Raw genomic sequence first — 26,265 nt, 5'->3', positions numbered from 1 at the left:
TTCATTCCTCGACCCTCACCGTGCGCATCATCCCCGCCTCCATGTGGTACAGCAGGTGGCAGTGATACGCCCAGCTCCCCAGCGCATCGGCACGGACGCGGTAGCTGCGCTTGCTGCCGGGCGGCATGTCGATCGTGTGCTTGCGGACAAGGAAGTTGCCCTGCTCGTCCTCCAGGTCGCTCCACATGCCGTGCAGGTGGATGGGATGCGTCATCATCGTGTCGTTGACCAGCACGATGCGCATGCGCTCGCCGTAGTTCAGTCGGATGGGCTCGACGTCGGAGAACTTCTGCCCATTGAAGCCCCAGGCGAAACGCTCCATGTGGCCGGTCAGGTGCAGTTCGATCTCACGACCCGGCTCGCGTCCGTCCGGATCGTTGAACACGCTCTTGAGCATCGAGTAACTCAGTACCTTGCGCCCGTTGTCGCGCAGGCCGATGCCGGGGTCATCGAGCCTAGGGGCCGGAGACATGGCCTGCATGTCGACCAGCGGGTTGTCGGTTTCCGTGGCGGGGTGTTGTTGCATGCCGTTGCCATCCGCCATGCCTGGCATCGCGCCGTGTTGCATCGCCGCCATGTCGTGGCCGCCGTGGTCCTGCTGACCCGTCGCCGGCTGCGCAGGCGCGGCGTGCTGCGTTCCGGCGTGGCCCATGCTGGCGCCGCAGCCGCCTTCCATGCCTTTCATGCCGGACATGTCGTGCCCCATGCCGCCGTGGCCCATGTCGGCCATGGTGAGGATGGGCCGCGGATCGACTGACGGGACCGGAGCGCGAAGGCCTTCGCGCACGGCGAGCGTGCCGCTCACGTACCCGGTCCGGCCCATGTCCTGGGCGAAGATCGTGAACGCATCCTGCCCCGACGGTTCGACGATCACGTCAAAGGTTTCCGCCGTCGCGATGCGGAACTCGTCGACGATGACCGGATGCACGTACAGGCCGTCGGCCGCGACCACTGTCATCTTCAGGCCGGGAATGCGCACGTCAAAATGCGTCATCGCCGAGCCGTTGATGAAACGCAGGCGGATCTTCTCGCCGGAACGGAACAACCCCGTCCAGTTACCCAGCGAGGTGTCGCCGTTCATTAGGTAGGTGTAGGTGTTCGCATTGACGTCCGACAAATCAGTCGGTGTCATGCGCATCTCGCCCCACTTCTTGCGATCCTCGACGGTCGCGGCAGATCCGTTGTTCTGCGCGTCGCGAAGGAAGTCGCCGACGGTGCGCTTGTAGTAATTGTCGTAACCCGGCATCTTCTTCAGCCGCGCGAACAAGCGCGCGGGATCCAGATCCGTCCAGTCGCTCAACAGCACGACGTAGTCGCGGTCGTAGCTGAAGGGCTCGGGCTCGATTGGATCGATGATCAGGGGGCCGTACAGACCTGCCTGTTCCTGGAACGCCGAGTGGCTGTGATACCAGTAGGTTCCGCCCTGATTTACGGCGAAGCGATAGCGATAGGTCTCGCCGCGTTGGATGCCGGCAAAGCTCAGGCCGGGCACGCCGTCCATGTTCGCGGGCAGGATGATGCCGTGCCAGTGGATCGAGGTTTCGTGGCCGTGGATGGAGCCGGCGGGTAGTGCGTTGGACACGCGCAGACTCACCGTGGTGCCTTCGCGCCAGCGCAGCAACGGCGCCGGAATCGATCCGTTGACGGTGATCGCCGTTCGGGTGCGGCCGGTGAAATTCATCGGCGTCTCGCCGATGGTCAGATCGAACTCAGTACCGGAGAGCACATTGGGATTGCCAGGGGCCTTGAGAGCCCAGATGGGCTTGGGCCATAGCCCGAGACCGGCGACCGCGCCACCCGCAGCCAACCCTTGAACGAAATGGCGGCGCGAGGGTGTGAACGGCTTACCCGCCCCGCGCCCGGAAGAATCGGAAGACATGAGAACTCCGTGGAAAGCGTCGCCGGCTCTGAATGAGCCGCCATGCCTGCGCTGGCTGCGACAAATGCAGCGGCCAGGCGCAGGCGGATAGGCGCCGAGCGGCGCCATGTGGACGCTTAGCCGATGGGAGGTCGGATCAAGTGTGGCGATTCCGCGTCGGCATGGCCCGGGGCCATCGGTCGCACGCTCTCCGCGTGCTCAATAACGGACGCAACAACGCCCGGGTCCATGATCGCTACGGGCGTGCTGTGCACACAGGCACAGCGGCACGCACCGGACTCACAACAGTCGGACGTGCCCGGGTGCTCACCCGTCGCGGGTGGCTGGTCGGCATACCCCGCTTGGTGATGCTCGTGGCAGGACAACTCCGCTGCGGGGGCCGCTACGGGCGGGGCGACCATGTGGCCTGCATGGACAGCAGCCACTGCCGGCGCAGCCCCGTTGAACACGAGGGCTACGGCGACCAGTAGTCGAAGTAGGAGGGACCAGACCGGCATGTTCGTTAGTCTACCTCGGTGAGCATGAAGGTTCCGCAAAGGAGCAATCTCGCGGTGGCAGGACAGCAGCATCGCGCCCAGGCCGGAGGGCCGATGCATTGGCGTGGCCCTTCAGGCACTTGACGAGGAAGGCAGTCACCCGTCCGACTCCCCGATCAGGCCCGAGGTGCAAACGCGATTACTGCCATCCCACTCAGGGCGAGCGTGCCACCGAGCAGATCCCAGCGATCTGGTCGAATCCCTTCAACCGCCCAAAGCCAGACCAAGGCGGTGGCCACGTACACGGCACCATATGCCGCGTAGGTGCGGCCGGCGGCGCTTGGATGCAGGCTCAATAGCCAGACGAATGCGCCTAAGGCGGCGACCGCCGGGAACAGGACCCAAACATCCGCACGGCCGCGAAGCCAGAGGTACGGCAGATAGCAGCCAACGATTTCAGCGACGGCCGTCAGGACAAACAATCCGATTGTTTTTCCAATCATGCTTCGCCTCCTGCTACATATCGCCTGGACTACAGGGGTTGACCAAGGTCAGGTCGCCGCTGGAGGCGACTCATCGCGGTGAAGCCATCGATACAGCACTAGCAGTACCAATAGCGTGAGCAGCGTTGACGGAATGCCCCCCCAGACAGCGCAATGAATCCGACGCCGGCGGAGATTCACAACGGAATGCCCCGCAAGGCCAGTGCGATCACACCACCAGTGAGCGCCACGGCACACCACTGAACACGATAGCGGCGTCCTTGGCCGAGCCAAACGCCCAGAACAACAGCGCGAAGATGATCGCGAGCGTCACCGGCACCACCACCGATAGGCGTTGGCTGGCCAAGTTAAACTGCTCGAATGTGCCACCGTAGTCGATCCAATAGCCCGGCGGCACCTCGACTTCGCTGCCGATGCGCTGCTGCGGCTCTGTTTCTGACGCATGTGCCGAATATTCCAAGATGTCGAGTCTCGACAGCAAGTTCACAATCCTCTGGGTTTCCAGGGTGACCGTGACTACGCGCTGGAACAGCTCCAGCGAGTAGCGCGGGTTGCCCATCGCCGCCCAGTCGTTGGCGTCGTTGATGATACCGCTTGCCTTGTCCACACGCACGGCTTGCCGCTCCACCACCCAGTCCAGTGCGACCTTGCCGTTGACCACGTACTCCCAGGCGGCCTCGGGGATGCCGCGCAGTGTGATCTTGGTGTTGTAGATCACGGTGCTGCGGTCATCGACGTTCTTGCCGGTGTCGGGGTCCTTCTTCTTGGCGAACCTCATCTTCTCGACGCGGTAGTCAGCGTCGATAAGCGGGCCCTTTGCCTTACTAGCGGGTGACGTGTCGTCGAATACGGGCCATACATTCCGACGCTGGCGCGGCTGCTCGAAGAGGGGTGTTTCGAGTAGGGCCTCTACCCATCTCACAAGGCCCGAAGCTTCGAGTGTTGACTCTGCTGATGAAGCCGAGGAAAAGTGCCTGAATGCTTGGCAGGTCTCAGGTCTCTACCCCGCGCAGCAAGACAGCTGTTTCACATCTTTGGTGAAGGTCTGAGCAGCGAGCTTCAGTCCCTCGACCATGGTTAGGTAAGGGAACAACTGGTCGGCCAACTCGTGCACTGTCATTCGTGCCCTAATGGCTATCGCGGCCGTTTGAATCAACTCGCCCGCCTCAGGGGCCACTGCCTGGACGCCGATCAGGCGGCCGGTGCCGGCCTCCGCCACTAGCTTGATGAAGCCGCGCGTATCGAAGTTGACCAGTGCTCGGGGCACGTTGTCGAGCGTCAGCGTGCGACTGTCGGTCTCGATGCCTTCGTGGTGCGCTTCGGCTTCGCTGTAGCCGACGGTAGCCACCTGTGGATCGGTGAACACCACCGCCGGCATAGCTGTCAGGACCAGTTCCGCAGTCCCGCCGGTCATGTTGATCGCGGCGCGGGTGCCGGCCGCTGCGGCGACATAGACGAACTGCGGCTGGTCGGTGCAATCGCCAGCGGCATAGATGTGCGGCACGGCAGTGCGCATCGCGGGGTCGATGGTGATGGCACCTTGTGCATTGGTGGCCACACCGACCGCGTCGAGGTTAAGCGTGCGGGTATTTGGAGTGCGGCCGGTGGCGACCAACAGCCGGTCGACATGCAGTTCGCCGTGCTCGGTGGTGAGCACGAATTCCCCATTCGCATAGGCGACCTGGCTGGCTTGCGTGTGATCCAGTACCTCGATGCCTTCGGTGCGGAACACGGCCGTCAGGGCATCGCCGATCACGGGGTCTTCGCGAAAGAACAGCGTGCTGCGCGCCAGAATGGTCACCTTGCTGCCCAGCCGAGCAAAGGCCTGCGCGAGCTCGACGGCCACCACCGACGAGCCGATCACGGCCAGTCGTTCGGGGATCGTATCGCTGACCAGCGCTTCGGTCGACGTCCAGAAGGGCGTGTCTTTCAAGCCCGGGATCGGCGGAGTCGCCGGACTGGTCCCGGTGGCAATGAGGCAGCGGTCGAAACTCACCTCGCGCATGCCGCCGCCAGCGGGCGCCACGGTCAGTGTGTGCGCGTCCTTGAACCGGGCGTCGCCGCGCAGCACGGTGATGGCCGGGGTGCTCGCCAGAATGCTCTCGTACTTGGCGTGGCGCAGCTCATCGACGCGCCCCTGCTGCTGTGCCAGCAGGCGCTCACGCAGGATCTTCGGCGAAGAGGCGGAAATGCCGCCATCGAATGGGCTCTCGCGCCGCAGGTGAGCGATGTGGGCAGCGCGGATCATGATCTTGGACGGTACGCAGCCAACATTGACGCAGGTGCCGCCGAGCGTGCTGCGCTCGATCAGCGTCACGCGCGCCCCTTGCTCAACGGCCTTCAACGCCGCTGCCATCGCCGCACCGCCGCTGCCGATCACGGCCACGTGCAGCGCAGCGCGCTTTGGTTCGCGACCCCGCCGCTCTTGAGCTTTGTTCAGCAGGTCGCTGGGTTGTCCCGGCGCATCGGCAAGCTGCGCTCGGTAGCCGAGAGCGGACACCGCCGCGACCAGCGAGGTCACGTCCGCGGCGGTACCCGCATTTGCCTCGATATCGGCTTGGCGCTGTGGGTAGGACACCGAGGCCGAACGCACACCGGGCACCTTTTCCAACGCCTGCTTGATGTGTTCGGTGCACGCCCCACAGGTCATGCCGTCGATGCGCAGTGTGATCGCCTGGGTCATGAGAGTGCGCTCACTTCTTGACGGTGGACGGGTAGCCGGCGTTCTCGGTGGCCTTGGTCAGGGCGGCCGGCGTGGTCTTGGCATCGTCGTAGGTCACCACCGCCTCTTTGGGCTCCCAGGTCACCTTGGCCTCGATCACGCCTTCGACCTTGGACAGCGCCTTCTTGACCGTGATCGGACAGGTGGCGCAGGTCATGCTCGGCACCGACAGCGTGACGGTTTTGGTGGCGGCCCAGGCGGGAGCGCTCAGCGCAATGGTCAGAGCGAACAGTGCGACAAGTTTCTTCATGGCGAATCTCCGTTCAGTAGAACAGGGGCATGAGGTAGGGAAACACGAGGGCGATCAGCACCAAGGCGGCGACGATCCAAAAGATCACCTTGTAGGTCGTCCGCACCTGGGTTACGGCGCATGCGTCGTCCGGCGCACAGGCGCGAGCCGGGCGGAAGATGCGACGCCACGCGAAGAACAGTGCAATGAGCGCCACGCCAATGAAGATCGGCCGGTACGGTTCCATCACGGTCAAGTTGCCGATCCAGGCACCGGAGAAGCCCAGCGTAATCAGCAACAGCGGGCCGAGGCAGCAGGTCGAGGCGAGGATGGCGGCGAGTCCGCCGGCGGCCAGTGCGCCGCGGCCGTTGCTGGGGTCTGCCATGGAGGATCTCCTTCCGGGACTTCGCGTGATGCGCTAACCTTATTTCCGTAGTCAGGTACGGAGTCAAGCACGATGGTGAACGATCCGCAAACCCTGACCATCGGGGCTTTCGCCAAAGCTGCGGGGGTCAACGTGGAGACCATCCGGTTCTATCAGCGCAAGGGCCTACTGCCGGAGCCAGATCGTCCTATGGGCGGCATCCGCCGTTATGGGTCAGCGGACGTGGACCGGGTGAAGTTCGTGAAGTCCGCCCAGCGACTGGGATTCAATCTGGACGAGGTTGCGCAGTTGCTCAGGCTGGAGGACGGCACCCATTGCCACGAAGCCGCGGACCTAGCGGCAGCGCGCCTGGCGGACGTGCGCTTGCGGCTGACCGACCTTCAGCGCATGGAATCAGCTCTGTCCCAGCTGGTAAAGGCGTGCGGTTCGAGCCGGGGCAAAGTGACTTGCCCACTGATTGCCTCCTTACACCGGCAAACTCCAGCAGACAAAACCCACGTTGAAGGCTAGACGCAGGCAATTAAACGAGACCGCAAACCCACAAGCGAAAGCTGCCAAGCAAGAAGGGCTGGCGCGTCCTTCGCTTCTACATGAAGACTCCCCATGGCCTAGATCGGCCTTCTCGTAAGGGTCCGTGAAAACGGGGATGAACCCTCAGAAATCCGTTTGAATCCGCGTTCGTTGCAACTCAATCGGGCGACTCTCCGCCAGAAGCAGGCATGCACTTCTATCACGCTAGCTTCTCCTGGTACGCGAGCAACCGCAGAGCGTTGAATACGACCAGCAACGTTGATCCTTCATGAATAACCACTGCTGCGCCGATGCCCAAGCCAAAGATCGTGGCAGGAACGAGGACCGCCACGATGCCAAGACTGACGATGACGTTTTGCAGGATCACGGAGCGGGCGCGTCGACTCAGTCCCACGGCAAAAGGTAGATTCGTCAAGTCGTCTGCCATCAAGGCGACGTCCGCCGTCTCCATTGCGACGTCGGAGCCGGCTGCGCCCATGACGATGCCCACGGTGGCGCTCGCCATCGCCGGAGCGTCGTTCACGCCGTCTCCGACCATGGCGACCTTGGCCTCGGCACGCAGTTTCTTGATCGCTTCGACCTTGTCCTGTGGCAGCAGATCGCCCCACGCCTCATCGAGCCCTACTTTTCCGGCGATCGCGTCAGCGACTTTCTGGTGATCGCCAGAGATCATGATCATCCGGCGAATGCCCATGGCTCTTAGGCGCGCGAGCGCGGCTTTTGCGGCCTCGCGCGGCGTATCCATCAGGCCGATGGCGCCTAGATCGCTGGCACCACGGCGTACAATCATGGTGGTGCGACCTCCATCCCGCAGGGTCGCAATGGCTTCGATCATCGCGGGTGACAACGGTGCGATGCCTTCGACACCGAACATCTCGGCCTTTCCGATCAACACGGTGTCGCCATCCAGCCTGGCTCTTACCCCACGCCCGATGAGATTCTCAAGGTCGGTTGCCAGCGCTACTTGAGTAGATCCCAGCCGCTCGCGACCGTCGACTGCAATCGCACGTGCGAGCGGATGGTCGCTCAGACTTTCAACCGCGACGGCCACACGCAGCAGCTCAGTCGCGTCTACACCTTGGGCAGGCACGACGTCCGTGATCCGCGGTTTCCCCTCGGTCAGCGTACCCGTCTTGTCGAAGGCAATCGCCGACAGGGAACCGAGATTCTCAAGCGGCCCTCCGCCCTTGACCAGCACGCCGCCACGAGCAGCGCGCGCGATCCCGGATAGCACCGCGCTCGGGGTTGCGATCGCCAACGCGCAGGGGCTCGCCGCAACAAGAACCGCCATCGCCCGGTAAAAGCTGTCGCGAAACGGCTCGTCAACCACGACCCATGCAAACAGCAGCAGCACGGCCAACGCCAGCACTGCCGGCACGAAAATGCGCTCGAACCGGTCAGTGAAACGTTGGGATGGCGACTTCTCCGTCTCCGCCTCGCTCACCATCCGCACGACCCTGGACAGCACGCTGTCCGTGGACTTGCGCGTGACCTCGACCTCGATCGCGCCGCTGCCGTTGATGGTGCCGGCGAACACGCGATGCGAGGCTTCGATGGCTTCAGGATTGGCGCGGGCTGCCGCGGGGTCCACTACCGCGCGCTTGTCCACCGGGATGCTCTCGCCGGTCACCGGCGCCTGATCGACGCTGCTCTCGCCCGCGACAATGAAGCCATCCGCAGCTAGGCGGGTATTTGGCTTCACCACGATGATGTCGCCCACCGCAAGTTGCTCGACCGGAACCTCGATCAATCCCACGCCTCGGCGCACGGTCGCGGTACGAGGCGCCAGCTCCGCCAATGCCTCGATGGCGCGCGTCGCGCGACCCATCGCATAGTGCTCAAGCGCATGCCCGAAGCTGAATAGGAACAGCAACAACGCGCCCTCGGCCCATGCACCCAGCGCTGCCGCACCTGCGGCCGCGACAAGCATCAACGTATCGATTGCGAACCGTCTCAGGCGCAGGTTGTCGAGCGCCTCGCGCAGCGTGAACCAGCCGCCGAACACATAAGCCCCCAGGTATGCCGCGAGCGGCAACCACTCCGGAGCCACAAGGAAGCGCTCGACCGTATACCCGATCAGCAGGAGCGCGCCGCTTGCCAACGCGAACCTGAGCTCGGTACCCGACCAGAAGCCTTCATGCGCGTGGCCCGCCTCGACCTCTTCGGCGGTTGTCTCACTGGTGCGGCCCTTCCTTTCCAGCTCGTGCTTGATCTCCTCTTCTGAGGTTATAGATCGATCGAACTCGACCCGGACGGCGCCGCTCGCGCTGACGCCCGCCTCAAGAACGCCGTCGATGGTTCGAAGCATTTCTGTCAGGGTGCGCGTGCGCCTGGCGTGCGGTTCCTCGACAGCCCACGATGCATGTCCAATCTTCTCGGCCACTCCTGCTCCCGCCGCTGCGACCAATTGGCGTATCCGTTGCAGCGAGAGCAAGGAACGATCGAAGTGGATGCACAGCTGTGCCGGCGTGACGGCAGTGGCGGCCAGAACGTGCACTTTATCCACACCTTGCCGCCCTCGCAGCTCAGAGAGCAGCCGCTCGACACATTGATCGGCTACATCCGTAACGTCCGGCAAGAGCAGCGGTATGTCTATTCGCAACGGGTCAGTCATGAAATCACCTCCTTTCCCGGAAGCTTGTGGTCTGCCTTGTGAAGCCAGCGATAGAGCACAGGCAGCACCAGCAGCGTCAACAGCGTCGAGGACACGATGCCGCCGATCACCACCGTTGCGAGCGGCCGCTGCACTTCCGAGCCGGCGCCGACGTTGAGCGCCATCGGCACGAAACCCAACGACGCCACCAGTGCTGTCATCAGCACCGGTCGCAGGCGGCCTAGCGCACCGTCGACAATCGCGTTGTCGAGGGGATCGCCCTGTTCGCGCAGCTTCTTGATGAACGCGATCATGACCAAGCCGTTGAGCACTGCCACGCCCGACAAGGCGATGAAACCCACGCCAGCAGAGATTGACAACGGAATGCCGCGCAGTGCCAGCGCGACCACGCCGCCGGTGAGCGCCAGCGGCACACCGCTGAACACGATTCCCGCGTCCTTGGCCGAGCCGAAGGCCATGAACAACAGCCCAAAGATCAACAACAGCGTCACCGGCACGACGATCGAAAGCCGCTTGCTCGCCGAAACCAGCTGCTCAAACGTGCCGCCATAGTCAATCCAGTAGCCCTCCGGCACGCGCACCTGAGCGTAGATTTTCGATTGCAGTTCACTCACGAATCCGCCCAGATCCCGGTCGCGCACGTTGGCGGTGACCACGATTCGTCGCTTGCCGTTCTCCCGGTTGATCTGGTTTGGACCGAGTTGGGGCTCAATCCGGGCCACCTCGCGCAGCGGGACGGTGCGTGGCGTTCCAGCCTGCCAGTTCGGGTTGAGACTTGATTTGTCCGGTTGGGTGGCATTGCCGAGTGCAATCGGCAGGTCGGCAAGGGCCGCCGGGTCCTCGCGAATAGCCTCCGGTAGGCGCACAACCAGGTCGAAGCGCCGGTCGCCCTCGAACAGCTGCCCGGCCTCCTCTCCGCCGATTGCAGTGGCCACCGTCTCCTGCACCTGCGAGGGATTGAGCCCGTAGTTGGCAAGCGCCGCGCGATTGGGCTGCACGGTGAGCAGTGGCAGGCCAGTGACTTGCTCAGTCTTGACGTCCGCCGCACCTGCTACGGACGCCACCACGCGCTGCACCTGCTCCGCAGTGCGCACAAGCTGCTCCAGATCGTCGCCGTAGATCTTTACCGCTACATCCGCACGCACGCCCGAGATCAACTCGTTGGTGCGCATCTGAATGGGCTGCGTCACTTCGTAGTTGTTGCCCGGCAGTGTGGCCAGGACGGCCTGGACCTCTTCAAGCAGCTTCGCCTTCGGCTTGCCTGGGTCGGGCCAGTCGTCTCGATCCTTAAGCATTACGAATGTGTCTGAGATGGACGGGGGCATAGGATCGCTCGCGACTTCAGCGGTGCCGATCTTGGCGAACACCCGCTCGACCTCGGGCAGTTCGGCCAGGCTCGTCTCCAGCGCTTCCTGCATCTGCACCGACTGGGTCAGACTTGTGCCGGGAATTCGTAGCGCCTGAACGGTAATATCGCCTTCGTCGAGGTTTGGAATGAACTCGCTGCCAAGCCTCGTGGCGAGCAGGCCAGACGCGACGACGAGCAGTGCCGCGCCGGCAATCACCGTCAGCCGATGCCGAAGCGTCCAAGCGAGCATCGGTGCATAGCGGCGCTTGCACCACGCCATCACCTTGTTCTCCTGCTCGTCGACTTTGCCGCCAAGGAACATCGCTATGGCAGCGGGCACGAACGTCAGGGACAACAGCATCGCGCCCGTGAGCGCCAGCACGACCGTGATCGCCATCGGATGGAACATCTTTCCTTCGATCCCGCTGAGCGCGAAGATCGGCAGGTACACGGCGGTGATGATGCCGACCCCGAACAAGCTGGGGCGGATTACTTCGGCGGTCGCTACGGCGGTCTCGTCAAAGCGTTCCTCGTCAGTCATGACTCGGCCGAGGCGGTGCTGCAACTCGCCGAAGCGGCGCAGGCAGTTTTCGATGATGATCACCGCGCCATCGACGATCAGGCCGAAATCGAGAGCGCCCAGGCTCATCAGGTTGCCCGACACGCCGCCGCGCACCATGCCGATGATCGTGAACAGCATAGCCAGGGGAATCACCGCGGCAGTGATCAACGCCGCGCGGAAATTGCCTAGTAGCAGGAACAGCACCACGATCACCAGCAGCGCACCCTCGATGAGGTTCTTGCTGACGGTTGCAATGGTGCGATCGACGAGCGCGGTGCGGTCGTAGACAGCAATCGCACTGACCCCCTTGGGTAGGCTTTGATTGGCTTCCTGCAGCTTTGCCGCCGCCGCCTGGCTCACCTCACGGCTGTTCGCGCCCACCAGCATCACGACGGTACCGATCACCACCTCGTGGCCGTTCTGCGTCGCCGCACCGGTCCTCAACTCCTTGCCCTCGGCCACGATCGCCACGTCACGCACCCGGATAGGCACGCCTTCGCGTCGGTCAAGCACTATGTTACGAATTGCGTCCAGGTCACCGACCTGGCCCGGCACGCGCACCAGAAATTGCTGTCCGTTGCGCTCGATGTAGCCAGCGCCCACGTTCTGGTTGTTGGCGGATACCGCCTGCACAACATCGTGCAAGGTGAAACCCAGTGCCACGAGACGGGCCGGATCGGGGGTGATATGGATCTGCCGCTCGAAGCCACCGATCGTGTTCACCTCTGTCACGCCCGGCGTGTTGCGCAACTGCGGGCGGATCACCCAGTCCTGCAGCGTTCGCAGATCGGTGGCCGTGTAAGCTGTTCCGTCGGGCTTTCGGGCCTTGGGGTCGGCCTCGACCGAGTACATGAAGATCTCGCCCATGCCGGTCGCGATTGGGCCCATCGCCGGTTCCAGCCCGGGAGGTAGTTGCGACCTTGCCTGCTGCAGGCGCTCCGACACCTGCTGGCGGGCGAAGAAGATGTCAGTGCCGTCCTCGAACACCACGGTGACCTGCGACAGGCCGTAGCGCGAAAGCGATCGGGTGTAGTCGAGCTTGGGCAGGCCGGCAAGCGCGGTCTCGATCGGGAAAGTGACGCGCTGTTCAGCCTCCAGCGGTGAATAGCCGGGGGTTTCAGTGTTGATCTGCACCTGGACGTTGGTGATGTCGGGAGTCGCGTCGATCGGCAGTTTGGTGAAGCTCCACACGCCCAGCCCCAGGAGGGCGAGCGTGAGCAGCAACATCATCCACCGATGCGTGATCGCGAATCGAATGATTCTCTCGAGCATCGCGGCGGCCTCAGTGGTCGTGCTCGGCGGTCGACTTTTCGATGTCCGCCTTGATCAGGAAGCTCTGCTCAGTCACGACTTGCTCGCCGGTCTTGACGCCTGAGAGCACTTCGACGTGGGTCGCATCGCGCTGGCCCAGGCGCACCTTACGCTGGGTGTACGTGTCGCCTGACTTCACATAGACCACATCAGTTTGGCCCGCGGTCTGCACGGCGCTCAGCGGCACCCTCAGCCCGACCGGCTGCTGCGCGACTGTCACGCGAGCCTTGATCGACGAGCCAGGACGCCACAGCCCGTCCAGGTTCTGGATACGTGCGCGCGCCACCGTGCTCTGGCTCGCCGTCGCGGTCGACGGCAGGATGCGCTCGAGCACGGTCTCCGCCGTCATGGCGTCGCTCATGCGCGTGACGACGACGGGACTGCCGGCGGTGATGTGCTGCGCGTCGGCGCCGAAGATGTGCAGGTCGACCCACAGTTCTGACAGGTCGGCGATCTCGTACAGCGGCGTGCTTTCGCTGGCGACTGCGCCCACGGCGGCATCGCGTTGCAGCACGACGCCGGAGATCGGCGCAGGCACCGTGTAGGTGGTCAAGCTCAGGTTGCTTTCGATCTTGGCGAGTGGCTGTCCGGCACGCACGCGGTCCCCGACGTTGGCGTGTAGCGAGCGGATCGGGCCGGGGAAGCGGGCCATGGCCTGTGCGACGCGGCCTTCGACAGGCGTCAGCAGGCCCTGTACCTCATGCTGGTCGGCGATGGTGCCGGCGGTGACCGGCGCAGTCTGGACGCCGGAGCGGCGCGCGACCTCGGCCGTCAGGGTGGTGCTCGGCGGTCCCTCTTCGTGCTCAGCCTCAGCAACTTGCTCCCTGCCGGCGTCGTGCCCTTCGCCTTTTCCGTGTTCTTTGCGGGCGTGTTCGCGGGGGTCTCCAGGCGATGCCGGTTTGTCGCCACAGCCGGCCAGCAGCAGGGCGAGGGCCATCGTGGCCACCGAGGAACGAATCATGGGTTATCTCCTTGCACGCGCTCCGGCGCGGCGGTCACGAGGGACTCGCCGGTCAAGCGCTGGATTTCAATAAGAGCGCGCTGGGCTTCAAGCGCGGCGTCGAGTTGTTGCTTGCGGACGTTGGTGCGCTCGGATTGCAGCTGCGCCCATTCGAGATAGCTGATGGCGCCGGCGCGGTAGGCGCGTTCCGCCGCGGCCTCGGCCTTGGCCAGCTTGGGCAGCACGTCGCTGCGAAGCCGTTCCACCTCGACCTGCGCGGTGAGATAACGTCCGTGCGCGTCAACCAGCGTGGAGTACAACGACAACCCCTTGGATTCGCGCTCGATCTCCAGCGCCGCAAGTTCGGCCTCCGCCACGCGGATCCCCGGTTGGGCGCGGCGATTGGCGCCAAGCGGCATCGAGACGCTGCCGATCAAGGCGACATCGTCCGTGGCCTGCAGGCGGCGGATCCCCACTTCCCAATTCAGGTCGGCCCTGGCATCGCTCCGCGCGAGTTGCAGGCGTGCTTCGCGGATGCGGCGCTCACCGACGAACTGTACGAGCTCGGGTGTTTGCTCCAAGGTAGTTGTCAGCTGCCTAAGTGGAGCGACGTCGGGCAACGCCATGGGATCCGTGGCAACCACGTCGAACGATGGCGCTCGTTCACCCCACAACGCTGCGAGGTGCTGTCGGGCCGCCGCGAGGCGTTGCTCGGCGCGGGCGCGGTCCAGTTCCGCGCGAGCCAGCGCCGCCTGCGCGGTGAACACGACCGATTCCGGTGAAGCACCCGCTTGCAGCCGATGCCTGGCCCCGGCGACGGTGCGCTGGCGCTGGGCGATGTCGAGATCGGCGATGGCGCGCTGGCGGTGGGCCGCGACCATCGCCAGATAGCGGCGTGCCACCTCCGCCAATAGGTCGAGCCGGCGCGCTTCACGTTCCACTGCCAACGCGTCGATACGGCTTTGCACCAACGTCCGGCGCGCATCGAGTTTTCCGCCGCGCTCCAGCACTGAGGCCAGACTCAGAGTGAGCTCGGCACTTTGCAAGCCGCTGGCCTCGCCGGTGCCGAAGGCGTTCTCGACGCTCGCGCCGGCAACCAGCGCTGGTCGTAGTGCCGCCCGGTCGAACTCGGCGACGAGGACATCCTGTCGCGTACCGAACAGGCGGAGATCGGGATGGGATTGGGCGACACGCGCGAACGCGTCGTCCAGAGAGAGGCGGTCAGCCGCGTGCGCCGGCCATGCGATGGCGGACACAGCGACCAGTGCGGCCAACGCCGCAAGTCGGAAGGACATGGAGACACTCCAATCGGAAAGGATCAGCGATCCGGCGGCAAAGCCGGTGGATCGTCAGGCCGCGATTGGAGGTCGAAAGGGCGCAAGCCTTCGCCTAATGGGTAGAAACTGCGAATCCGTCAGGTTCAGAGGCTCGCTTTGGCTGACTTCGGTCTGCACCAGTGGAGCCATCGATGATGCAACCACGTGTCCGCAACAATGGGCGAAGTGGTGCATGACGTGAAGCGTGCCGGCCGTATCGTTTTCCTCTCCGGGCGCCTCGCTGTCGACGGATCCATGCACGCTTGCCGAATCATGGGTGAGCTCGTGCAGCTCGCTGATCGAAGCGAGCACTGGCTGCAGGATCACGCTCAATGCCAAGGCCGCCAGCATCAGCCAGCGATAAAGGGACGGCATAGATCGGCGCAAGGTCATGTGGAAGATGTCGAAGCAGCCCGAGCTCGGCGCGCATCGCCGAGAATCTCGATAGCCTCCTTGATCACGTACAGGCCGATCAAGGTGCCGATGAGGTAGTCCGGATAGGGGGTTGCGAGCCAGAGTACCATCACGCCTGCCAAGATCACGCCGATGTTGGCCACCACATCCGCACGTGTGAACAGCCAGGTCGCCCGCAGGTGCACCTCGCCCGCCTTCAACGGCGCGAGCAGGCGCAGCACGGTGAGATTGACCATCAGCGACAGCAGGGCTGTGCCGATCATCCACCCGCTCGATGGCTCAGCGCCGTAGATGACACGGCGACCGACTTCGGCCAGCACACCGACGCCCAAGACCAAGAGCACGCTGCCGCTTAGCCAGGCCGCATTCGCCTTGAAGCGGGCTGTTCGGCCGATGGCCACCAGCCCGATGGCGTACGCGCTGGCATCGGAGAGCATATCCAACGCGTCGGCGAGGAGGCCGGTCGACTGGGCAATCGAGCCCGCGACCCCGCCAATGACCGCCATGGCAGCGTTGAGTACCAGGGCAATGCGCAAAACGCGGCGCTCTAGCTCGTTCTTCGGGTCGTGGTGGCAGCCGCAGTCGCTCATCGGGGTCAATAGCCAACAGGCGTCGGCACCCCGCTGGGTGGCGGGGCAGATCCGTGCAGGATAAAGTCCGTAGCTACTACGGAGTCAAGCCATATGAAGATCGGCGAAGCTGCGGCCGCCAGCGGCTGCCATCTGGAAACCATCCGCTACTACGAGCGCGTCGGGCTGATCGCAGCGCCCGATCGCACCAGCAGCGGTTACCGCGCTTACCGCCAGACCGACGTCGACCGGCTGCGCTTTATCAGCCGGGGGCGCGAACTCGGCTTCAGCCTGGAGGAGATCCGCAGCCTGCTGCGCTTGAATGACGATCTATCCATGTCGTGCTGTGATGTGGACGCCATCGCGCGTACGCACCTCACCGATGTGCGCGGCCGCATCGCTGAGCTCGAGCGCATCGCTTCGGAATTGGAGCGGGTTATTGCGAACTGCGTCGGCGGCGAGCGCGACAGTTGCACCATTCTCGGCGCACTGAAGCAGGTTGCCTGAGGGCCAAATCGGCTGATGGTGAGTTTTGCACGCTTCATTCCGTGGCAGGGGGCCTTCACAATCGAGCTCGTGCCTCCCGAGGTTAAGACTTGATTGGGCACTGCGGCCAGACCCGGCAGGCCAGACAGTCGTTGCGCGCTTCGCGATGGCTGGCAACTAACTCGTGGTGCGCGCAGAACACCGTGGCCTACAGCGCGGCGTTCTTTCTGCTCAAATTTCGTAGGGGGGTATTTAGGGGGGTAGATTAGACCAGAAAAAACAAAAAGCCGCTGAATTCAGCGGCTTAGTTGCTTCATATGGCGCGCCCGGAAGGATTCGAACCTCCGACCCCCAAGTTCGTAGCCTGGTGCTCTATCCAGCTGAGCTACGGGCGCGTAGTTGAAAAAGTATGACGTGATCTTTGGGATTCGTCAACAATTTCGTTACCGCGTTTTTCCGTTGCCTGATGCAGAAAGCTTCGGAAAAAACCATCGTTGGACGATGGGTGGAACTGGCGGAGACTGAGGGATTCGAACCCTCGATAGAGCTTTTGACCCTATACTCCCTTAGCAGGGGAGCCCCTTCGGCCTCTCGGGCAAGTCTCCGCGACAAACACTCTCTCGCGGGGCGCAGAGCATAAACGCTCGGCCCGCATAGATCAAATTTTTTTATCAGGCGTTGTCGTCGCCGGCGCCCGCGCTGCCTGCATCGCTGCCCTGCTGGATGCGCTGGTAGATCTCTTCGCGATGCACCGCGACGTCCTTCGGCGCAGTGATGCCGATGCGGACCTGGTTGCCCTTGACCCCCAACACAGTGACGGTGACCGAGTCACCGATCATCAGGGTTTCGCCAACACGGCGCGTCAAGATAAGCATTTGTCTTTCTCCTAGGCCAGTTCCATTCCGGGAACCGGCGCGTTATGCCCCACGATCCGGGGCTTTCCAAAATCCGGGCAAGTCCTCAATTATCAGTCGCCGGGCCCACTCGGACAAGCGGCCGGGGTCGGGACCAGTCAGTTCAACCGATCATCCACCCAATTCGGCACTGCCGCCAATGCGGCCACCAATGCGGGGCCATCATCACCGCCACCCTGGGCCATGTCCGGGCGTCCGCCGCCCTTGCCATTGATCTGACTGGCCACGTGCGCCAGCAGTTCCCCAGCCTTGATTCGACCAAGGGCCCCGCCTGCCACGCCGGCCACCAGCGCCGCCTTGCCGTCGCTTGCTCCTGCCAGGACGATTACGGCATCACCCAACTGTTGCTTGAGCCGGTCCATCGCATCGCGCAAAGCCTTGGCATCGAATCCCTCCAGTCGCGTGGCTATTACCCGGACTCCACGCACGTCCACGGCCGAACCGGCCAAGTCCGCGGTCGCGCCCGAAGCGGCCTTGGCCTTGAGGGCCTCGACTTCGCGCTCGAGCTTCTTCTGGCGGTCCAACAAAGCCTTGAGCTTGTCGGTGACGTCGGCCGCATTGCCCCCCAACAGGCGCGCTGCTTCCTCCAGGCGCTGCTCCTCGGTGGCGATGTAGTCCAGCGCTCCCTGCCCGGTCAGCGCCTCGATACGACGCACGCCGGCGGAAACACCGCCTTCGGACACGATCTTGAATACGCCGATGTCGCCAGTGCGTGAAACGTGGGTGCCGCCGCACAACTCGGTCGACGTCTCGCCCATGCGCAGCACGCGCACTTCGTCGCCGTACTTCTCGCCGAACAGGGCCATCGCGCCGAAGTCCAGCGCGTCCTGCATGCCCATGTGGCGCACTTCCGCCTCGTGGTTGCGGCGGATCTCAGCGTTGACGCGGCGCTCGATCTCGGCGAGTTCGGCGGCGGTCAGCGGCTGGAAGTGCGAGAAGTCGAAACGCAGGCGCTCGGGCGCGACCAGCGAGCCCTTCTGGGTCACGTGGGTGCCGAGCACGCTGCGCAGCGCGGCGTGCAGCAGGTGGGTGGCCGAGTGGTTGAGCACGGTGGCGCCGCGGCGGGCGGCGTCCACGGCGCCCATCACGCGGTCGCCGCGCTTGAGGCCACCGTTGAGCTGCTTGCCGATGTGGCCGTGGAACTGGCCGGCGAACTTCAGCGTGTCACGCACCTGGAAGCGGCTGCCCTTCTCGTCCAGTTCGCCGGCATCACCCACCTGGCCGCCACTCTCGGCGTAGAACGGGGTGCGGTCGAGGATGACCACGGCTTCGTCGCCTGCCTCGATTGCGTCGACGGGGCGGCCGTCCTTGAGCAGGGCCACGACTTCGAGGCCACCATCGGTGAGCTTGTCGTAGCCCAGGAACCGCGTCGGCGCCAGTTGCGCCGCCAGCTCGGCCGGCATGGTGGTGGCGTTGCCGAACTTGCCGGCAGCACGCGCGGTTTCGCGCTGGTGTTCCATGGCGGCCTCGAACCCGTCCATGTCCACCGACAGGCCGCGCTCGCGGGCGATGTCGGCGGTGAGGTCCACCGGGAAGCCATAGGTGTCGTACAGGCGGAAGGCGTCGGCGCCGGCGATCACCGGCTGCGCGCCGCTGGCCGCACGGGCCTTGTCGGCCACTTCGTCGAAGATGCGCATGCCCGAGTCCAGCGTCTCGGCAAATCGCTCTTCCTCGGCCAGCAGCGCCTTCTCGACGAACTCCTGCTTGGTGGCCAGCTCGGGGTAGGCCTCGCCCATGACCTCGACCAGCGGCGCGACCATCCGGCTGAAGAACGGACTCTTCTGGCCCAGCATCCAGCCGTGGCGCAGCGCGCGGCGGATGATGCGGCGCAGGACGTAGCCGCGGCCTTCGTTGCTCGGCAGCACCCCGTCGACGATCAGGAACGCGCACGCGCGGATGTGGTCGGCGATGACGCGCAGCGACTTGTTCTGCAGGTCAGCGGTGCCGGTGAATTCGGCGGCCTTGCGGATCAGGTGCTGGAACAGGTCGATGTCGTAGTTGCCGTGCACGCCCTGCAGCACGGCGGCTAGGCGCTCCAGGCCCATGCCCGTGTCGACGCACGGCGCCGGCAGCGGCACCAGGGTGCCATCGGGCTGGCGGTCGAACTGCATGAAGACGTTGTTCCAGATCTCGATGTAGCGGTCGCCGTCCTCGTCCGGGCTGCCCGGGGGGCCGCCGGCGATGTGCTCACCGTGGTCGTAGAAGATCTCGGTGCAGGGGCCGCAGGGGCCGGTGTCGGCCATCTGCCAGAAGTTGTCGGAGGCGAACGGCGCGCCCTTGTTGTCGCCGATGCGGATGATGCGGTCCGCGGGCAGACCGATCTTCTTGTGCCAGATGTCGAAGGCTTCGTCGTCGGTGTGGTAGATCGTGACCAGCAGGCGCTCCGGGGCCAGGCCCCACACCTTGGTCAGCAGTTCCCACGCCCAGGCGATCGCCTCTTCCTTGAAGTAGTCGCCGAACGACCAGTTGCCCAGCATCTCGAAGAAGGTGTGGTGGCGGGCGGTGTAGCCCACCTGGTCGAGGTCGTTGTGCTTGCCGCCAGCACGCAGGCAGCGCTGGACGTCGGCCGCGCGCACGTAGCCGGGCTTCTCGCTGCCCAGAAACACGTTCTTGAACTGAACCATGCCCGAGTTGGTGAACAGCAGGGTCGGGTCGTTGGCCGGGATCAGCGGCGCCGACGGCACGATGGTGTGGCCCTTGCTGCGGAAGAACTCGAGGAAGTCGCGGCGAATGTCGCTGGTGGTTTTCATGCCTGGCACGCTGAGTCGAATGCTGGGGCGGCGCCGGATCGGCCCGCCAATACCGCCACAATGGGGCAGTGGATTCGAGCAGGCAACCAAGGCCGGAGTAGCCGACTAGGGTAGCAGGTTGGGGGTTGGCTTGAGGGGGCGCCCCCGGGCAGGTGCCGCAAGTCGCGGCCCGTTATCCGCTTGGTTGCGACACCTGCCCGGGGGCGCTCGGGACGTTGTCGGAGTGTTGTGGAGCAGTGCGCGGCGGTGGTGGGTGCCCGAAGCTGGAGCTCGGGTGCGCCGGGGTGCCTGAGGGGCGACTGCGCTCGCACTCGCTTGAGGGCCGGAAAATGTGAGGTCCGATGGCCGAGGAGACTGACCGGACCGGTGAGACCGATGGGTCCGCACGCTATCGGGGGGAGCCCGCCATGCCTATCAATCCAGCTCGTCGGGGTCGTAGCGGGTGGCGGCGCGGATGGTGTCGGCGTCGAAGCCGCGACGGGCCAGGAAGTCGGCAGCCTTGCGGCGTGCGCCCAGTTCGGCCAACGCCTCTGCCGCGTAACGGCGGCGGACCAGGTCGCGGGCGTTGGCGACCCAGTCGCCGTCGAAGGTGTCCAGGGCGGCGGCCACGGCCTCACGGTCCAGGCCGTGGGTGCCCAGCTCCGCCCGGATGTGTAAGGGACCGCAGCCGCTGGATGTGCGGCTGCGGACCAGGCTTTCGGCGAAGCGGGCATCGTCCTGCCAGCCATCATGGGTGAGGCGATCCACGGCCGCCTTTGCGGCCTCGTCCTCCACGCCCCGCACCTTTAGCTTGCGGGTGAGTTCCCGACGCGAGTGCTCACGCCGGCTCAGCAGCCCAATCGCCCGCTGCACGGGGGTCGGCTCGGGCCGCTTGCGGCGGCCGCGCGGTGGCCGCGCGCCCTCATCGCCATTGTCGTCCATGCCCATGGCACCTCAGCTCCCTAGGGAGCCAAGGTGCGGCCCCTTGGACTCAGTCGTCCGAACCGGCGCCATCTTCTTCGTCACGACGCGCCTCGGCCGGCACGAACTTCTCGCGCAGCGATGCCTCCAGGCGCTGGGCCAGGGCCGGATTGTCCTTGAGGTACTGGCGGGCATTTTCCTTGCCCTGCCCGATGCGCTCATCGCCCATGCTGTACCAGGCGCCGGACTTGTCGACCAGCTTGGCCTCCACGCCCATCTCGATCAGCTCACCCTCACGGGAGATGCCTTCGCCATACAGGATCTCGGTGACAACCTGCTTGAACGGAGGCGCCATCTTGTTCTTGACCACCTTGATGCGGGTCTGGTTGCCGATGATCTCGTCGCCCTTCTTGATCGCGCCGATTCGGCGGATGTCCAGACGGACCGAAGCGTAAAACTTGAGCGCATTGCCGCCGGTGGTGGTTTCGGGGCTCTGGCCCGGCATCATCACGCCAATCTTCATGCGCAGCTGGTTGATGAAGATCACCAGACAGTTGGAACGCTTGATGTTGCCGGTCAGCTTGCGCAGCGCCTGGCTCATCAGACGGGCCTGCAGGCCCGGCAGCTGGTCGCCCATCTCGCCTTCGATTTCGGCCTTGGGGGTCAACGCCGCCACCGAGTCGACCACCACCATGTCCACCGCGTTGGAGCGGACCAGCATGTCGGCGATTTCAAGGGCCTGCTCGCCCGTATCCGGCTGCGAAACCAGCAGGTCGTCCAGGTTGACGCCCAGCTTGGTGGCGTACACCGGGTCAAGCGCGTGCTCGGCGTCGATGAAGGCCGCGGTACCGCCCTGCTTCTGGCATTCGGCGATGGCCTGCAGGGTCAGGGTGGTCTTGCCCGACGATTCCGGCCCGTAGATCTCCACCACGCGACCCTTGGGCAGGCCACCAATGCCCAGCGCGATGTCCAGCATCAGCGAACCGGTGCCGATCACCTCGGCGGCCTCTACCGCACGGTCGCCCATGCGGATCACCGAGCCCTTGCCAAACTGCTTCTCGATCTGGCCCAGGGCAGCGGAAAGGGCGCGCTTCTTGTTCTCGTCCATCGTCAGGTTCCTTGGTGGCATGTCGTATGTTGGGATCACTGTAAGGGCCGCGGGTCGCAGAGGCTGAGACTTCGCCGGCCCTGGAAAACTTTAGGGAGAGGGCGCCATCCTGGGCAGCAGCGGCAGGCGCATGGCGGCGTAGGAAAATGCCCCGCTCGCATACGGGAACCGCGGAACCGGAGCCCCCCCCCCCGGTCCCTCATCGGTTGGGCCTCACCAGGCCGCAATACAGGCCTTCGATAGCGAACTCCTGGTCGGGAGACACCTCGATCGGCTCGTAATCCGGGTTGCGGGGGAGCAGGCGAATACGATCACGCCCGATCTTCAGGAGCTTCACCGTGATCTCGTTGTCGATACGCGCCACGACGATCTGGCCCGAATGCGCATCAGGCGTACGGTGGACGCCGATCAGGTCGCCATCGAAGATGCCTTCGTCAATCATCGAATCGCCCTTCACCTTCAGGAGGTAATCGGGGGCGGGCGAGAAGAAGACCCGGTCGAGCAGCACGTAGTCGTCGGATCCGATGTCGGCACCGATGGGACGCCCCGCCGCTACCTGCCCCAGCACCGGCAGACGCAGGGCGTCGGAAGGCGCAGCCTGGGCATCGCCGCCTGCCACAATGGACGAAGAGACGGGCTCCGTGGGCACTCCGGCATCGCCCTCTCCCTGCCCGATCGCGGCGAGACCCGCATCGGTCAACCGCAAGCCACGGGCTTTGCCGGGCACCTTGCGGATGGCGCCCGCCAGCTCCAGGGCCTCGAGATGGTATTGAGCCGCCCGGACACTGCTGAAGCCCATGGCTGCGGCAATTTCGGTCTGCGACGGGGGCATGCCGTCCCGCGCGATGCGGGCGGCCACCAGTTCCAGGATCGCTTGCTGGGTGTCGGTGATCTGCATGTTAGTAGTATTACTACTAACAATAGTCGAGCGCAAGCACTACCCGCTGCCGGTGCGCGCGAACCCTGCCCTGCCGATCAGTTCATCAGGTCGAGGAGCCCGTGGAGCGCCGCCGCCACGGTCTGCCGGCGTACCGCTTCGCGGTCACCATCGAAGTGGAACACCACCGCGGTGGGATACCCGCCCCGCTTCTTCCACGCGATCCACACCGTGCCGACCGGCTTGTCGTCGGTGCCGCCGCCGGGGCCGGCAATGCCGGTGACCGCCACCGCCACAGTGGCGCCCGAGTGAACCAGCGCGCCGGACACCATTTCGATCACGGTTTCGCGGCTGACGGCGCCGTGCTCTTCCAGCGTCTGCGGCCGAACGCTGAGCAACGCCTGCTTGGCCTCGTAGCTGTACGCGGCCATGCCGCATTCAAACCAGACCGAGGAACCGGCAATGTCGGTCAGGGTCTTGGCAATCCAACCGCCGGTACAACTTTCAGCGGTGACCAGGGTCTGGTGGTTGGCCAGTGCATTGCGCCCGACCTGTTCGGCCAGGTCCCGCAGCGCGCCATCGGATACGTCGACGTTCATGCGGCGACTATACCGGCTCCACCGCCACGACCGACACCCGTCTTGGGCCGGCGGCCCATCCCGACGCGGCCGGGACATCCACCGAGCTATCGCGGGTACCCCACCCGACCGCAACCCGACATGCGCGCAGTCGGCCGGATGCATTGGCATCCGGCCGAACCTGACTCAGTACTCGAAGCGGAACGTCACGCCATACGTACGCGGCGCACCCAGGAAGGCGTTGTACGAGTTGAACGGGTTGCCCGGCACCGGCGACACGTTCTGCAGCGGCGCGTCGAAGCCCACCTGCACGTATTCCTCGTCAAACAGGTTCTGCGCCCAGAACTCGACCATCCACCGGTTGTCGTCCCGGCCAAACCCGATCCGCGCATTCACCACGGTGAAGGCATCCTGCGCTTTCTCCACGTCGAGGTCGGAGCCGGTGTTGTAGTCGGACATGTACTTGGCGCCGATGTTGAACCGCCCGACCAGGCCACCACCGAAGCCGTGCTCGTACGTCATTGCCAGCGAGCCCGACCAGTCCGGCGCGAAGCTGACCTGCGCCCCCGGCAGCTTGTACAGCGCGCCGCCCGGGGCCACGAAGTCAGCCCCCGGGATGGAGTCGGCGTACCGCGTGCGGGCATACGTCAAGCCGCCCTGCACCAGCAGCCGCTTCGTCGCCTGCCACATCACCTCCGCGTCCAGTCCCTTGGAGGTGACCTCCGGAATCGAGCGCACCACGAAACTGGTGCCGAGGAAGCTGTTGAGCTGGAAGTCGTCGTAGGTCTGGTGGAACAAGGTGCCGTTGAGCAGCAGGTTGCCGCCCAGCCAGGTGGTCTTGGCGCCCAACTCGTAACTGTCGACGAACTCACCCTCGAAGGACGTGTCGTTCACCGGAACGATGCCCGAGGTGCCACTCGACAGCCCGGTGTTCGATTGCACGCGGTCGAGGTTGAAGCCACCGGCCTTGTAGCCGCGCGCGGCCGAGGCATAGGTCATCAGATGCTCGTTCCAGCGGTACGCCGCCTTGAGCGTGCCGGACCACTCCTTTTCCTCGCGCTCCTGGTGGGTGGCCCGGCCATTGTGGAGCGGGTTCGCCCACGGCAGGCAGCTGAAACCAATCACCGTCGGGGCCGCCGCCGTGGCCTGCGCCACGGTGAGTCCGCGTGCCACGAGGGCACCCACGACCCGCGCCGGGTTGGCGAGCATCGAGCCGCAGCCAGCGCCACCATTGGGATTGCTGTAGACCGACTGCAGCTCCTTCGTTTCCCGCGTGTAGCGCAGGCCGACGGTCACATCGAGCGCGTCGGTCGCATGCCAGGTGTTGTTGGTGAACAGCGCGGCGCTGGTCGCGTTCTGCTTGTAATGGTCATCGGCGCCAAAACCCGCGAACACCGTGCCATACGGGCGGCCACTGGCTTGGGAGAGGAACAGCGGCGCCGTTGGCGACGCCCCGAGCGCGGGATTGATCATCGACAGCAATGCGATCGACAGATAGGGCTCGTAATCCGGCCCGATGCGATAGGTCTCGTTACGGGTCAGGTCTTCGTCCGCATAGAACACGCCCACCATCCAGTCGACACGGTCGGTCGAACCGGTCAGGCGCAGTTCCTGGCTGAACGTTTCGAAGCCGGTGAACGACTCGTCCTTGCGCGGGTCGCGATACAGGATGTCCGCGCTGGTGAAGTCGAAGTCCAGGCCGTTGATCGCCCCCCACTCACGCCATGCGGTGATGGAGCTCAACGTGGCCTCGCCAAACCATGGAGTGATCCAGTCGACGTGGGCGGCCACCCCCTTGTCCTTGATGTCCTGCTCCGTGCTGCGGTTGCTGTACGCCACCCGCGCGAACGGGTCGGCCTCGCGCACCACGCCCTCATCCGTCGCCAATGCGTCGACGATCGCCGCGGTGCCGCCGCGCACGACGGTCATACCCACGCAGCAGTTCTCCTCGCGGCTGGTGAAATCCGCGCTCAAGCGCACATCCAGGGTATCGGTGGGCTCCAACAACAACTGGCCACGCAAGGTGTGGAAGTTCTGATCGCCGTCCTCGTCCTCGCGTCGCGGGCCTTCGCCGGTGCGCACTTCACTGAAGCCATCCCGTTTGCGCTTGGCCCCGTACACACGGAAGGCGGCGTTGTCGCCGATGGCCGTGTTGAAGCTGCCGGCGGCGCCGACCGCGCCGTAGTTGCCAAACGTCAGCTCGCCATCGATCGAAGTCTCGTAGTCGGGCCGCCGGGTGATGACATTGATGACGCCGGCCGAGGTGTTCTTGCCGAACACGGTGCCCTGTGGGCCCTTGAGCACCTCGATGCGCTCCAGCTCGCCGAGGTCGCCAAACCCGACGCCGTTGCGGGGTCGGTAGACGCCATCGATCAGGACGCCCACCGACGACTCCAGACCGGCGTTGTCACCCACCGTGCCGATGCCGCGAATGCGTGCGGTCGTCTGGGCCTCGCTCTGGGTGCTGGTCACCGTCAGGCCGGGCACCAGCACCTGCACGTCCTTCACGTCGCGCACGCCGGTGTCGCGCATCAGCTGTTCGGACAGTGCCGTGACCATGATCGGCACGTCCTGCATCGCCTCCTCGCGCTTCTGCGCGGTCACGGTGACGGACGCGAGCGTCACGGCGTCCTCGTCCTCAGCCTGTGCGGGAGGTGGCTCCTGCGCGATCGATGGCGTGACAATCGCCATGAGCAGAACGGCGGTCACAGCCTTCGCCAGGCCATGACGTTGCGGCTTGCGTGCTGACATTGTGGCTCCCCTTGTTTTTCGGGTCCCAGAGCCCCCGCCCCGGATACCCAGTCCCCGATGAAAGCCGGTATCGCGACGCTCCGGTCGAATTCCGGCCACTTG

At 64.8% G+C, this 26,265-nt stretch carries 21 protein-coding genes, 2 tRNA genes and 2 pseudogenes; 2 read left to right on the top strand and 23 right to left on the bottom strand.

Features of this window, described 5'->3' with window-relative positions; genetic code table 11:
• Window position 1 precedes the first annotated feature (1 nt).
• The 8 genes and pseudogenes from ACYVBS_RS07900 to merT all read right to left on the bottom strand — a co-directional run bounded on the left by ACYVBS_RS07900 (window position 2) and on the right by merT (window position 6,194).
• The gene (locus tag ACYVBS_RS07900; RefSeq protein ID WP_460822901.1) at window positions 2-1,879 is read right to left on the bottom strand and encodes a copper resistance system multicopper oxidase; all 1,878 of its coding nucleotides are present in this window, start codon (window positions 1,877-1,879) and stop codon (window positions 2-4) included.
• A gap of 116 nt (window positions 1,880-1,995) precedes the next feature.
• Window positions 1,996-2,376: a CopL family metal-binding regulatory protein gene (locus tag ACYVBS_RS07895; protein WP_460822900.1), complete on the bottom strand. Its 381-nt coding sequence runs from the start codon at window positions 2,374-2,376 to the stop codon at window positions 1,996-1,998.
• A 155-nt stretch (window positions 2,377-2,531) separates the two neighbouring features.
• Entirely contained in the window at window positions 2,532-2,858 is a 327-nt protein-coding gene (locus ACYVBS_RS07890; RefSeq protein ID WP_460822899.1) for a YnfA family protein, read from the bottom strand.
• Window positions 2,859-3,037: 179 nt separating this feature from the next.
• Window positions 3,038-3,288: pseudogene (locus ACYVBS_RS07885) on the bottom strand (efflux RND transporter permease subunit); the annotation flags it as partial.
• 111 nt (window positions 3,289-3,399) lie between these two features.
• A pseudogene (locus ACYVBS_RS07880) lies at window positions 3,400-3,672 on the bottom strand (type ISP restriction/modification enzyme); the annotation flags it as partial.
• A gap of 186 nt (window positions 3,673-3,858) precedes the next feature.
• The gene (gene merA / locus ACYVBS_RS07875) at window positions 3,859-5,541 is read right to left on the bottom strand and encodes a mercury(II) reductase (protein ID WP_460822898.1); all 1,683 of its coding nucleotides are present in this window, start codon (window positions 5,539-5,541) and stop codon (window positions 3,859-3,861) included.
• 10 nt (window positions 5,542-5,551) lie between these two features.
• Entirely contained in the window at window positions 5,552-5,830 is a 279-nt protein-coding gene (merP, locus tag ACYVBS_RS07870; RefSeq protein WP_460822897.1) for a mercury resistance system periplasmic binding protein MerP, read from the bottom strand.
• A 13-nt stretch (window positions 5,831-5,843) separates the two neighbouring features.
• A complete protein-coding gene (gene merT, locus ACYVBS_RS07865) occupies window positions 5,844-6,194 on the bottom strand; it encodes a mercuric ion transporter MerT (protein WP_460822896.1) in 351 nt (116 codons plus the stop codon).
• Between the two features lie 72 nt (window positions 6,195-6,266).
• On the opposite strand from merT, the gene merR reads away from it, so the two are divergent.
• Entirely contained in the window at window positions 6,267-6,704 is a 438-nt protein-coding gene (gene merR / locus ACYVBS_RS07860) for an Hg(II)-responsive transcriptional regulator (RefSeq protein ID WP_460822895.1), read from the top strand.
• Window positions 6,705-6,924: 220 nt separating this feature from the next.
• Here merR and ACYVBS_RS07855 read toward each other — a convergent pair whose 3' ends face one another.
• From ACYVBS_RS07855 to ACYVBS_RS07830, 6 genes are read right to left on the bottom strand one after another with little or no spacing between them, the layout of a single operon-like run.
• Window positions 6,925-9,339 carry a heavy metal translocating P-type ATPase gene (locus ACYVBS_RS07855; RefSeq protein ID WP_460822894.1) on the bottom strand — a complete coding sequence of 805 codons (2,415 nt, stop codon included), beginning with the start codon at window positions 9,337-9,339 and terminating at the stop codon, window positions 6,925-6,927.
• A complete protein-coding gene (locus ACYVBS_RS07850; protein WP_460822892.1) occupies window positions 9,336-12,521 on the bottom strand; it encodes an efflux RND transporter permease subunit in 3,186 nt (1,061 codons plus the stop codon). Before ACYVBS_RS07850 ends, ACYVBS_RS07855 begins: the two co-directional genes overlap by 4 nt.
• Before the next feature lie 10 nt (window positions 12,522-12,531).
• The gene (locus ACYVBS_RS07845) at window positions 12,532-13,521 is read right to left on the bottom strand and encodes an efflux RND transporter periplasmic adaptor subunit (protein ID WP_460822890.1); all 990 of its coding nucleotides are present in this window, start codon (window positions 13,519-13,521) and stop codon (window positions 12,532-12,534) included.
• Complete coding sequence (locus ACYVBS_RS07840; RefSeq protein WP_460822889.1) at window positions 13,518-14,795, bottom strand: TolC family protein; 1,278 nt, start codon at window positions 14,793-14,795, stop codon at window positions 13,518-13,520. Before ACYVBS_RS07840 ends, ACYVBS_RS07845 begins: the two co-directional genes overlap by 4 nt.
• A 54-nt stretch (window positions 14,796-14,849) precedes the next feature.
• A complete protein-coding gene (locus ACYVBS_RS07835; RefSeq protein WP_460822888.1) occupies window positions 14,850-15,209 on the bottom strand; it encodes a hypothetical protein in 360 nt (119 codons plus the stop codon).
• Window positions 15,206-15,820, bottom strand: a complete 615-nt coding sequence (locus ACYVBS_RS07830; protein WP_460822887.1) for a cation transporter — start codon at window positions 15,818-15,820, stop codon at window positions 15,206-15,208. The genes ACYVBS_RS07835 and ACYVBS_RS07830 overlap by 4 nt, the downstream gene beginning before the upstream one ends.
• 93 nt (window positions 15,821-15,913) lie before the next feature.
• Here ACYVBS_RS07830 and ACYVBS_RS07825 point away from each other — a divergent pair, with 93 nt between their 5' ends.
• Window positions 15,914-16,306 (top strand): MerR family transcriptional regulator, encoded by a 393-nt coding sequence (locus tag ACYVBS_RS07825; RefSeq protein WP_460822885.1) that lies wholly within the window; start codon window positions 15,914-15,916, stop codon window positions 16,304-16,306.
• Window positions 16,307-16,603: 297 nt separating this feature from the next.
• Here ACYVBS_RS07825 and ACYVBS_RS07820 read toward each other — a convergent pair.
• The 9 genes from ACYVBS_RS07820 to ACYVBS_RS07780 form a co-directional block, all read right to left on the bottom strand.
• Window positions 16,604-16,680 (bottom strand) — tRNA-Arg (locus ACYVBS_RS07820).
• 117 nt (window positions 16,681-16,797) lie between these two features.
• Window positions 16,798-16,890, bottom strand: a tRNA-Ser gene (locus tag ACYVBS_RS07815).
• A 66-nt stretch (window positions 16,891-16,956) separates the two neighbouring features.
• Window positions 16,957-17,160, bottom strand: a complete 204-nt coding sequence (csrA, locus tag ACYVBS_RS07810) for a carbon storage regulator CsrA (RefSeq protein WP_460822883.1) — start codon at window positions 17,158-17,160, stop codon at window positions 16,957-16,959.
• 137 nt (window positions 17,161-17,297) lie between these two features.
• Window positions 17,298-19,949 (bottom strand): alanine--tRNA ligase, encoded by a 2,652-nt coding sequence (gene alaS, locus ACYVBS_RS07805; protein ID WP_460822882.1) that lies wholly within the window; start codon window positions 19,947-19,949, stop codon window positions 17,298-17,300.
• 414 nt (window positions 19,950-20,363) lie between these two features.
• The gene (recX, locus tag ACYVBS_RS07800; protein WP_460823024.1) at window positions 20,364-20,870 is read right to left on the bottom strand and encodes a recombination regulator RecX; all 507 of its coding nucleotides are present in this window, start codon (window positions 20,868-20,870) and stop codon (window positions 20,364-20,366) included.
• Between the two features lie 49 nt (window positions 20,871-20,919).
• Window positions 20,920-21,957, bottom strand: a complete 1,038-nt coding sequence (gene recA / locus ACYVBS_RS07795) for a recombinase RecA (protein ID WP_460822881.1) — start codon at window positions 21,955-21,957, stop codon at window positions 20,920-20,922.
• Window positions 21,958-22,156: 199 nt separating this feature from the next.
• Entirely contained in the window at window positions 22,157-22,855 is a 699-nt protein-coding gene (gene lexA / locus ACYVBS_RS07790) for a transcriptional repressor LexA (RefSeq protein ID WP_460822880.1), read from the bottom strand.
• Between the two features lie 77 nt (window positions 22,856-22,932).
• Window positions 22,933-23,433, bottom strand: coding sequence for a CinA family protein (locus tag ACYVBS_RS07785; protein WP_460822879.1), 501 nt, complete (start codon window positions 23,431-23,433; stop codon window positions 22,933-22,935).
• 165 nt (window positions 23,434-23,598) lie between these two features.
• Window positions 23,599-26,163, bottom strand: coding sequence for a TonB-dependent receptor (locus tag ACYVBS_RS07780; RefSeq protein ID WP_460822878.1), 2,565 nt, complete (start codon window positions 26,161-26,163; stop codon window positions 23,599-23,601).
• Window positions 26,164-26,265: the final 102 nt, after the last annotated feature.

This window comes from Lysobacter olei (assembly GCF_054777355.1).
The sequence above is the reverse complement of the archived record's forward strand: the minus strand, read 5'-3'. Positions and strand labels throughout refer to the sequence as shown.

Excerpts from the sequence above, each read along its gene's own strand:
- ACYVBS_RS07900 (WP_460822901.1), bottom strand. The coding sequence starts at position 1,879 with ATGTCTTCCGATTCTTCCGGGCGCGGGGCGGGTAAGCCGTTCACACCC.
- ACYVBS_RS07895 (WP_460822900.1), bottom strand. The coding sequence starts at position 2,376 with ATGCCGGTCTGGTCCCTCCTACTTCGACTACTGGTCGCCGTAGCCCTC.
- ACYVBS_RS07890 (WP_460822899.1), bottom strand. The coding sequence starts at position 2,858 with ATGATTGGAAAAACAATCGGATTGTTTGTCCTGACGGCCGTCGCTGAA.
- merA (WP_460822898.1), bottom strand. The coding sequence starts at position 5,541 with ATGACCCAGGCGATCACACTGCGCATCGACGGCATGACCTGTGGGGCG.
- merP (WP_460822897.1), bottom strand. The coding sequence starts at position 5,830 with ATGAAGAAACTTGTCGCACTGTTCGCTCTGACCATTGCGCTGAGCGCT.
- merT (WP_460822896.1), bottom strand. The coding sequence starts at position 6,194 with ATGGCAGACCCCAGCAACGGCCGCGGCGCACTGGCCGCCGGCGGACTC.
- merR (WP_460822895.1), top strand. The coding sequence starts at position 6,267 with ATGGTGAACGATCCGCAAACCCTGACCATCGGGGCTTTCGCCAAAGCT.
- ACYVBS_RS07855 (WP_460822894.1), bottom strand. The coding sequence starts at position 9,339 with ATGACTGACCCGTTGCGAATAGACATACCGCTGCTCTTGCCGGACGTT.
- ACYVBS_RS07850 (WP_460822892.1), bottom strand. The coding sequence starts at position 12,521 with ATGCTCGAGAGAATCATTCGATTCGCGATCACGCATCGGTGGATGATG.
- ACYVBS_RS07845 (WP_460822890.1), bottom strand. The coding sequence starts at position 13,521 with ATGATTCGTTCCTCGGTGGCCACGATGGCCCTCGCCCTGCTGCTGGCC.
- ACYVBS_RS07840 (WP_460822889.1), bottom strand. The coding sequence starts at position 14,795 with ATGTCCTTCCGACTTGCGGCGTTGGCCGCACTGGTCGCTGTGTCCGCC.
- ACYVBS_RS07835 (WP_460822888.1), bottom strand. The coding sequence starts at position 15,209 with ATGACCTTGCGCCGATCTATGCCGTCCCTTTATCGCTGGCTGATGCTG.
- ACYVBS_RS07830 (WP_460822887.1), bottom strand. The coding sequence starts at position 15,820 with ATGAGCGACTGCGGCTGCCACCACGACCCGAAGAACGAGCTAGAGCGC.
- ACYVBS_RS07825 (WP_460822885.1), top strand. The coding sequence starts at position 15,914 with ATGAAGATCGGCGAAGCTGCGGCCGCCAGCGGCTGCCATCTGGAAACC.
- csrA (WP_460822883.1), bottom strand. The coding sequence starts at position 17,160 with ATGCTTATCTTGACGCGCCGTGTTGGCGAAACCCTGATGATCGGTGAC.
- alaS (WP_460822882.1), bottom strand. The coding sequence starts at position 19,949 with ATGAAAACCACCAGCGACATTCGCCGCGACTTCCTCGAGTTCTTCCGC.
- recX (WP_460823024.1), bottom strand. The coding sequence starts at position 20,870 with ATGGACGACAATGGCGATGAGGGCGCGCGGCCACCGCGCGGCCGCCGC.
- recA (WP_460822881.1), bottom strand. The coding sequence starts at position 21,957 with ATGGACGAGAACAAGAAGCGCGCCCTTTCCGCTGCCCTGGGCCAGATC.
- lexA (WP_460822880.1), bottom strand. The coding sequence starts at position 22,855 with ATGCAGATCACCGACACCCAGCAAGCGATCCTGGAACTGGTGGCCGCC.
- ACYVBS_RS07785 (WP_460822879.1), bottom strand. The coding sequence starts at position 23,433 with ATGAACGTCGACGTATCCGATGGCGCGCTGCGGGACCTGGCCGAACAG.
- ACYVBS_RS07780 (WP_460822878.1), bottom strand. The coding sequence starts at position 26,163 with ATGTCAGCACGCAAGCCGCAACGTCATGGCCTGGCGAAGGCTGTGACC.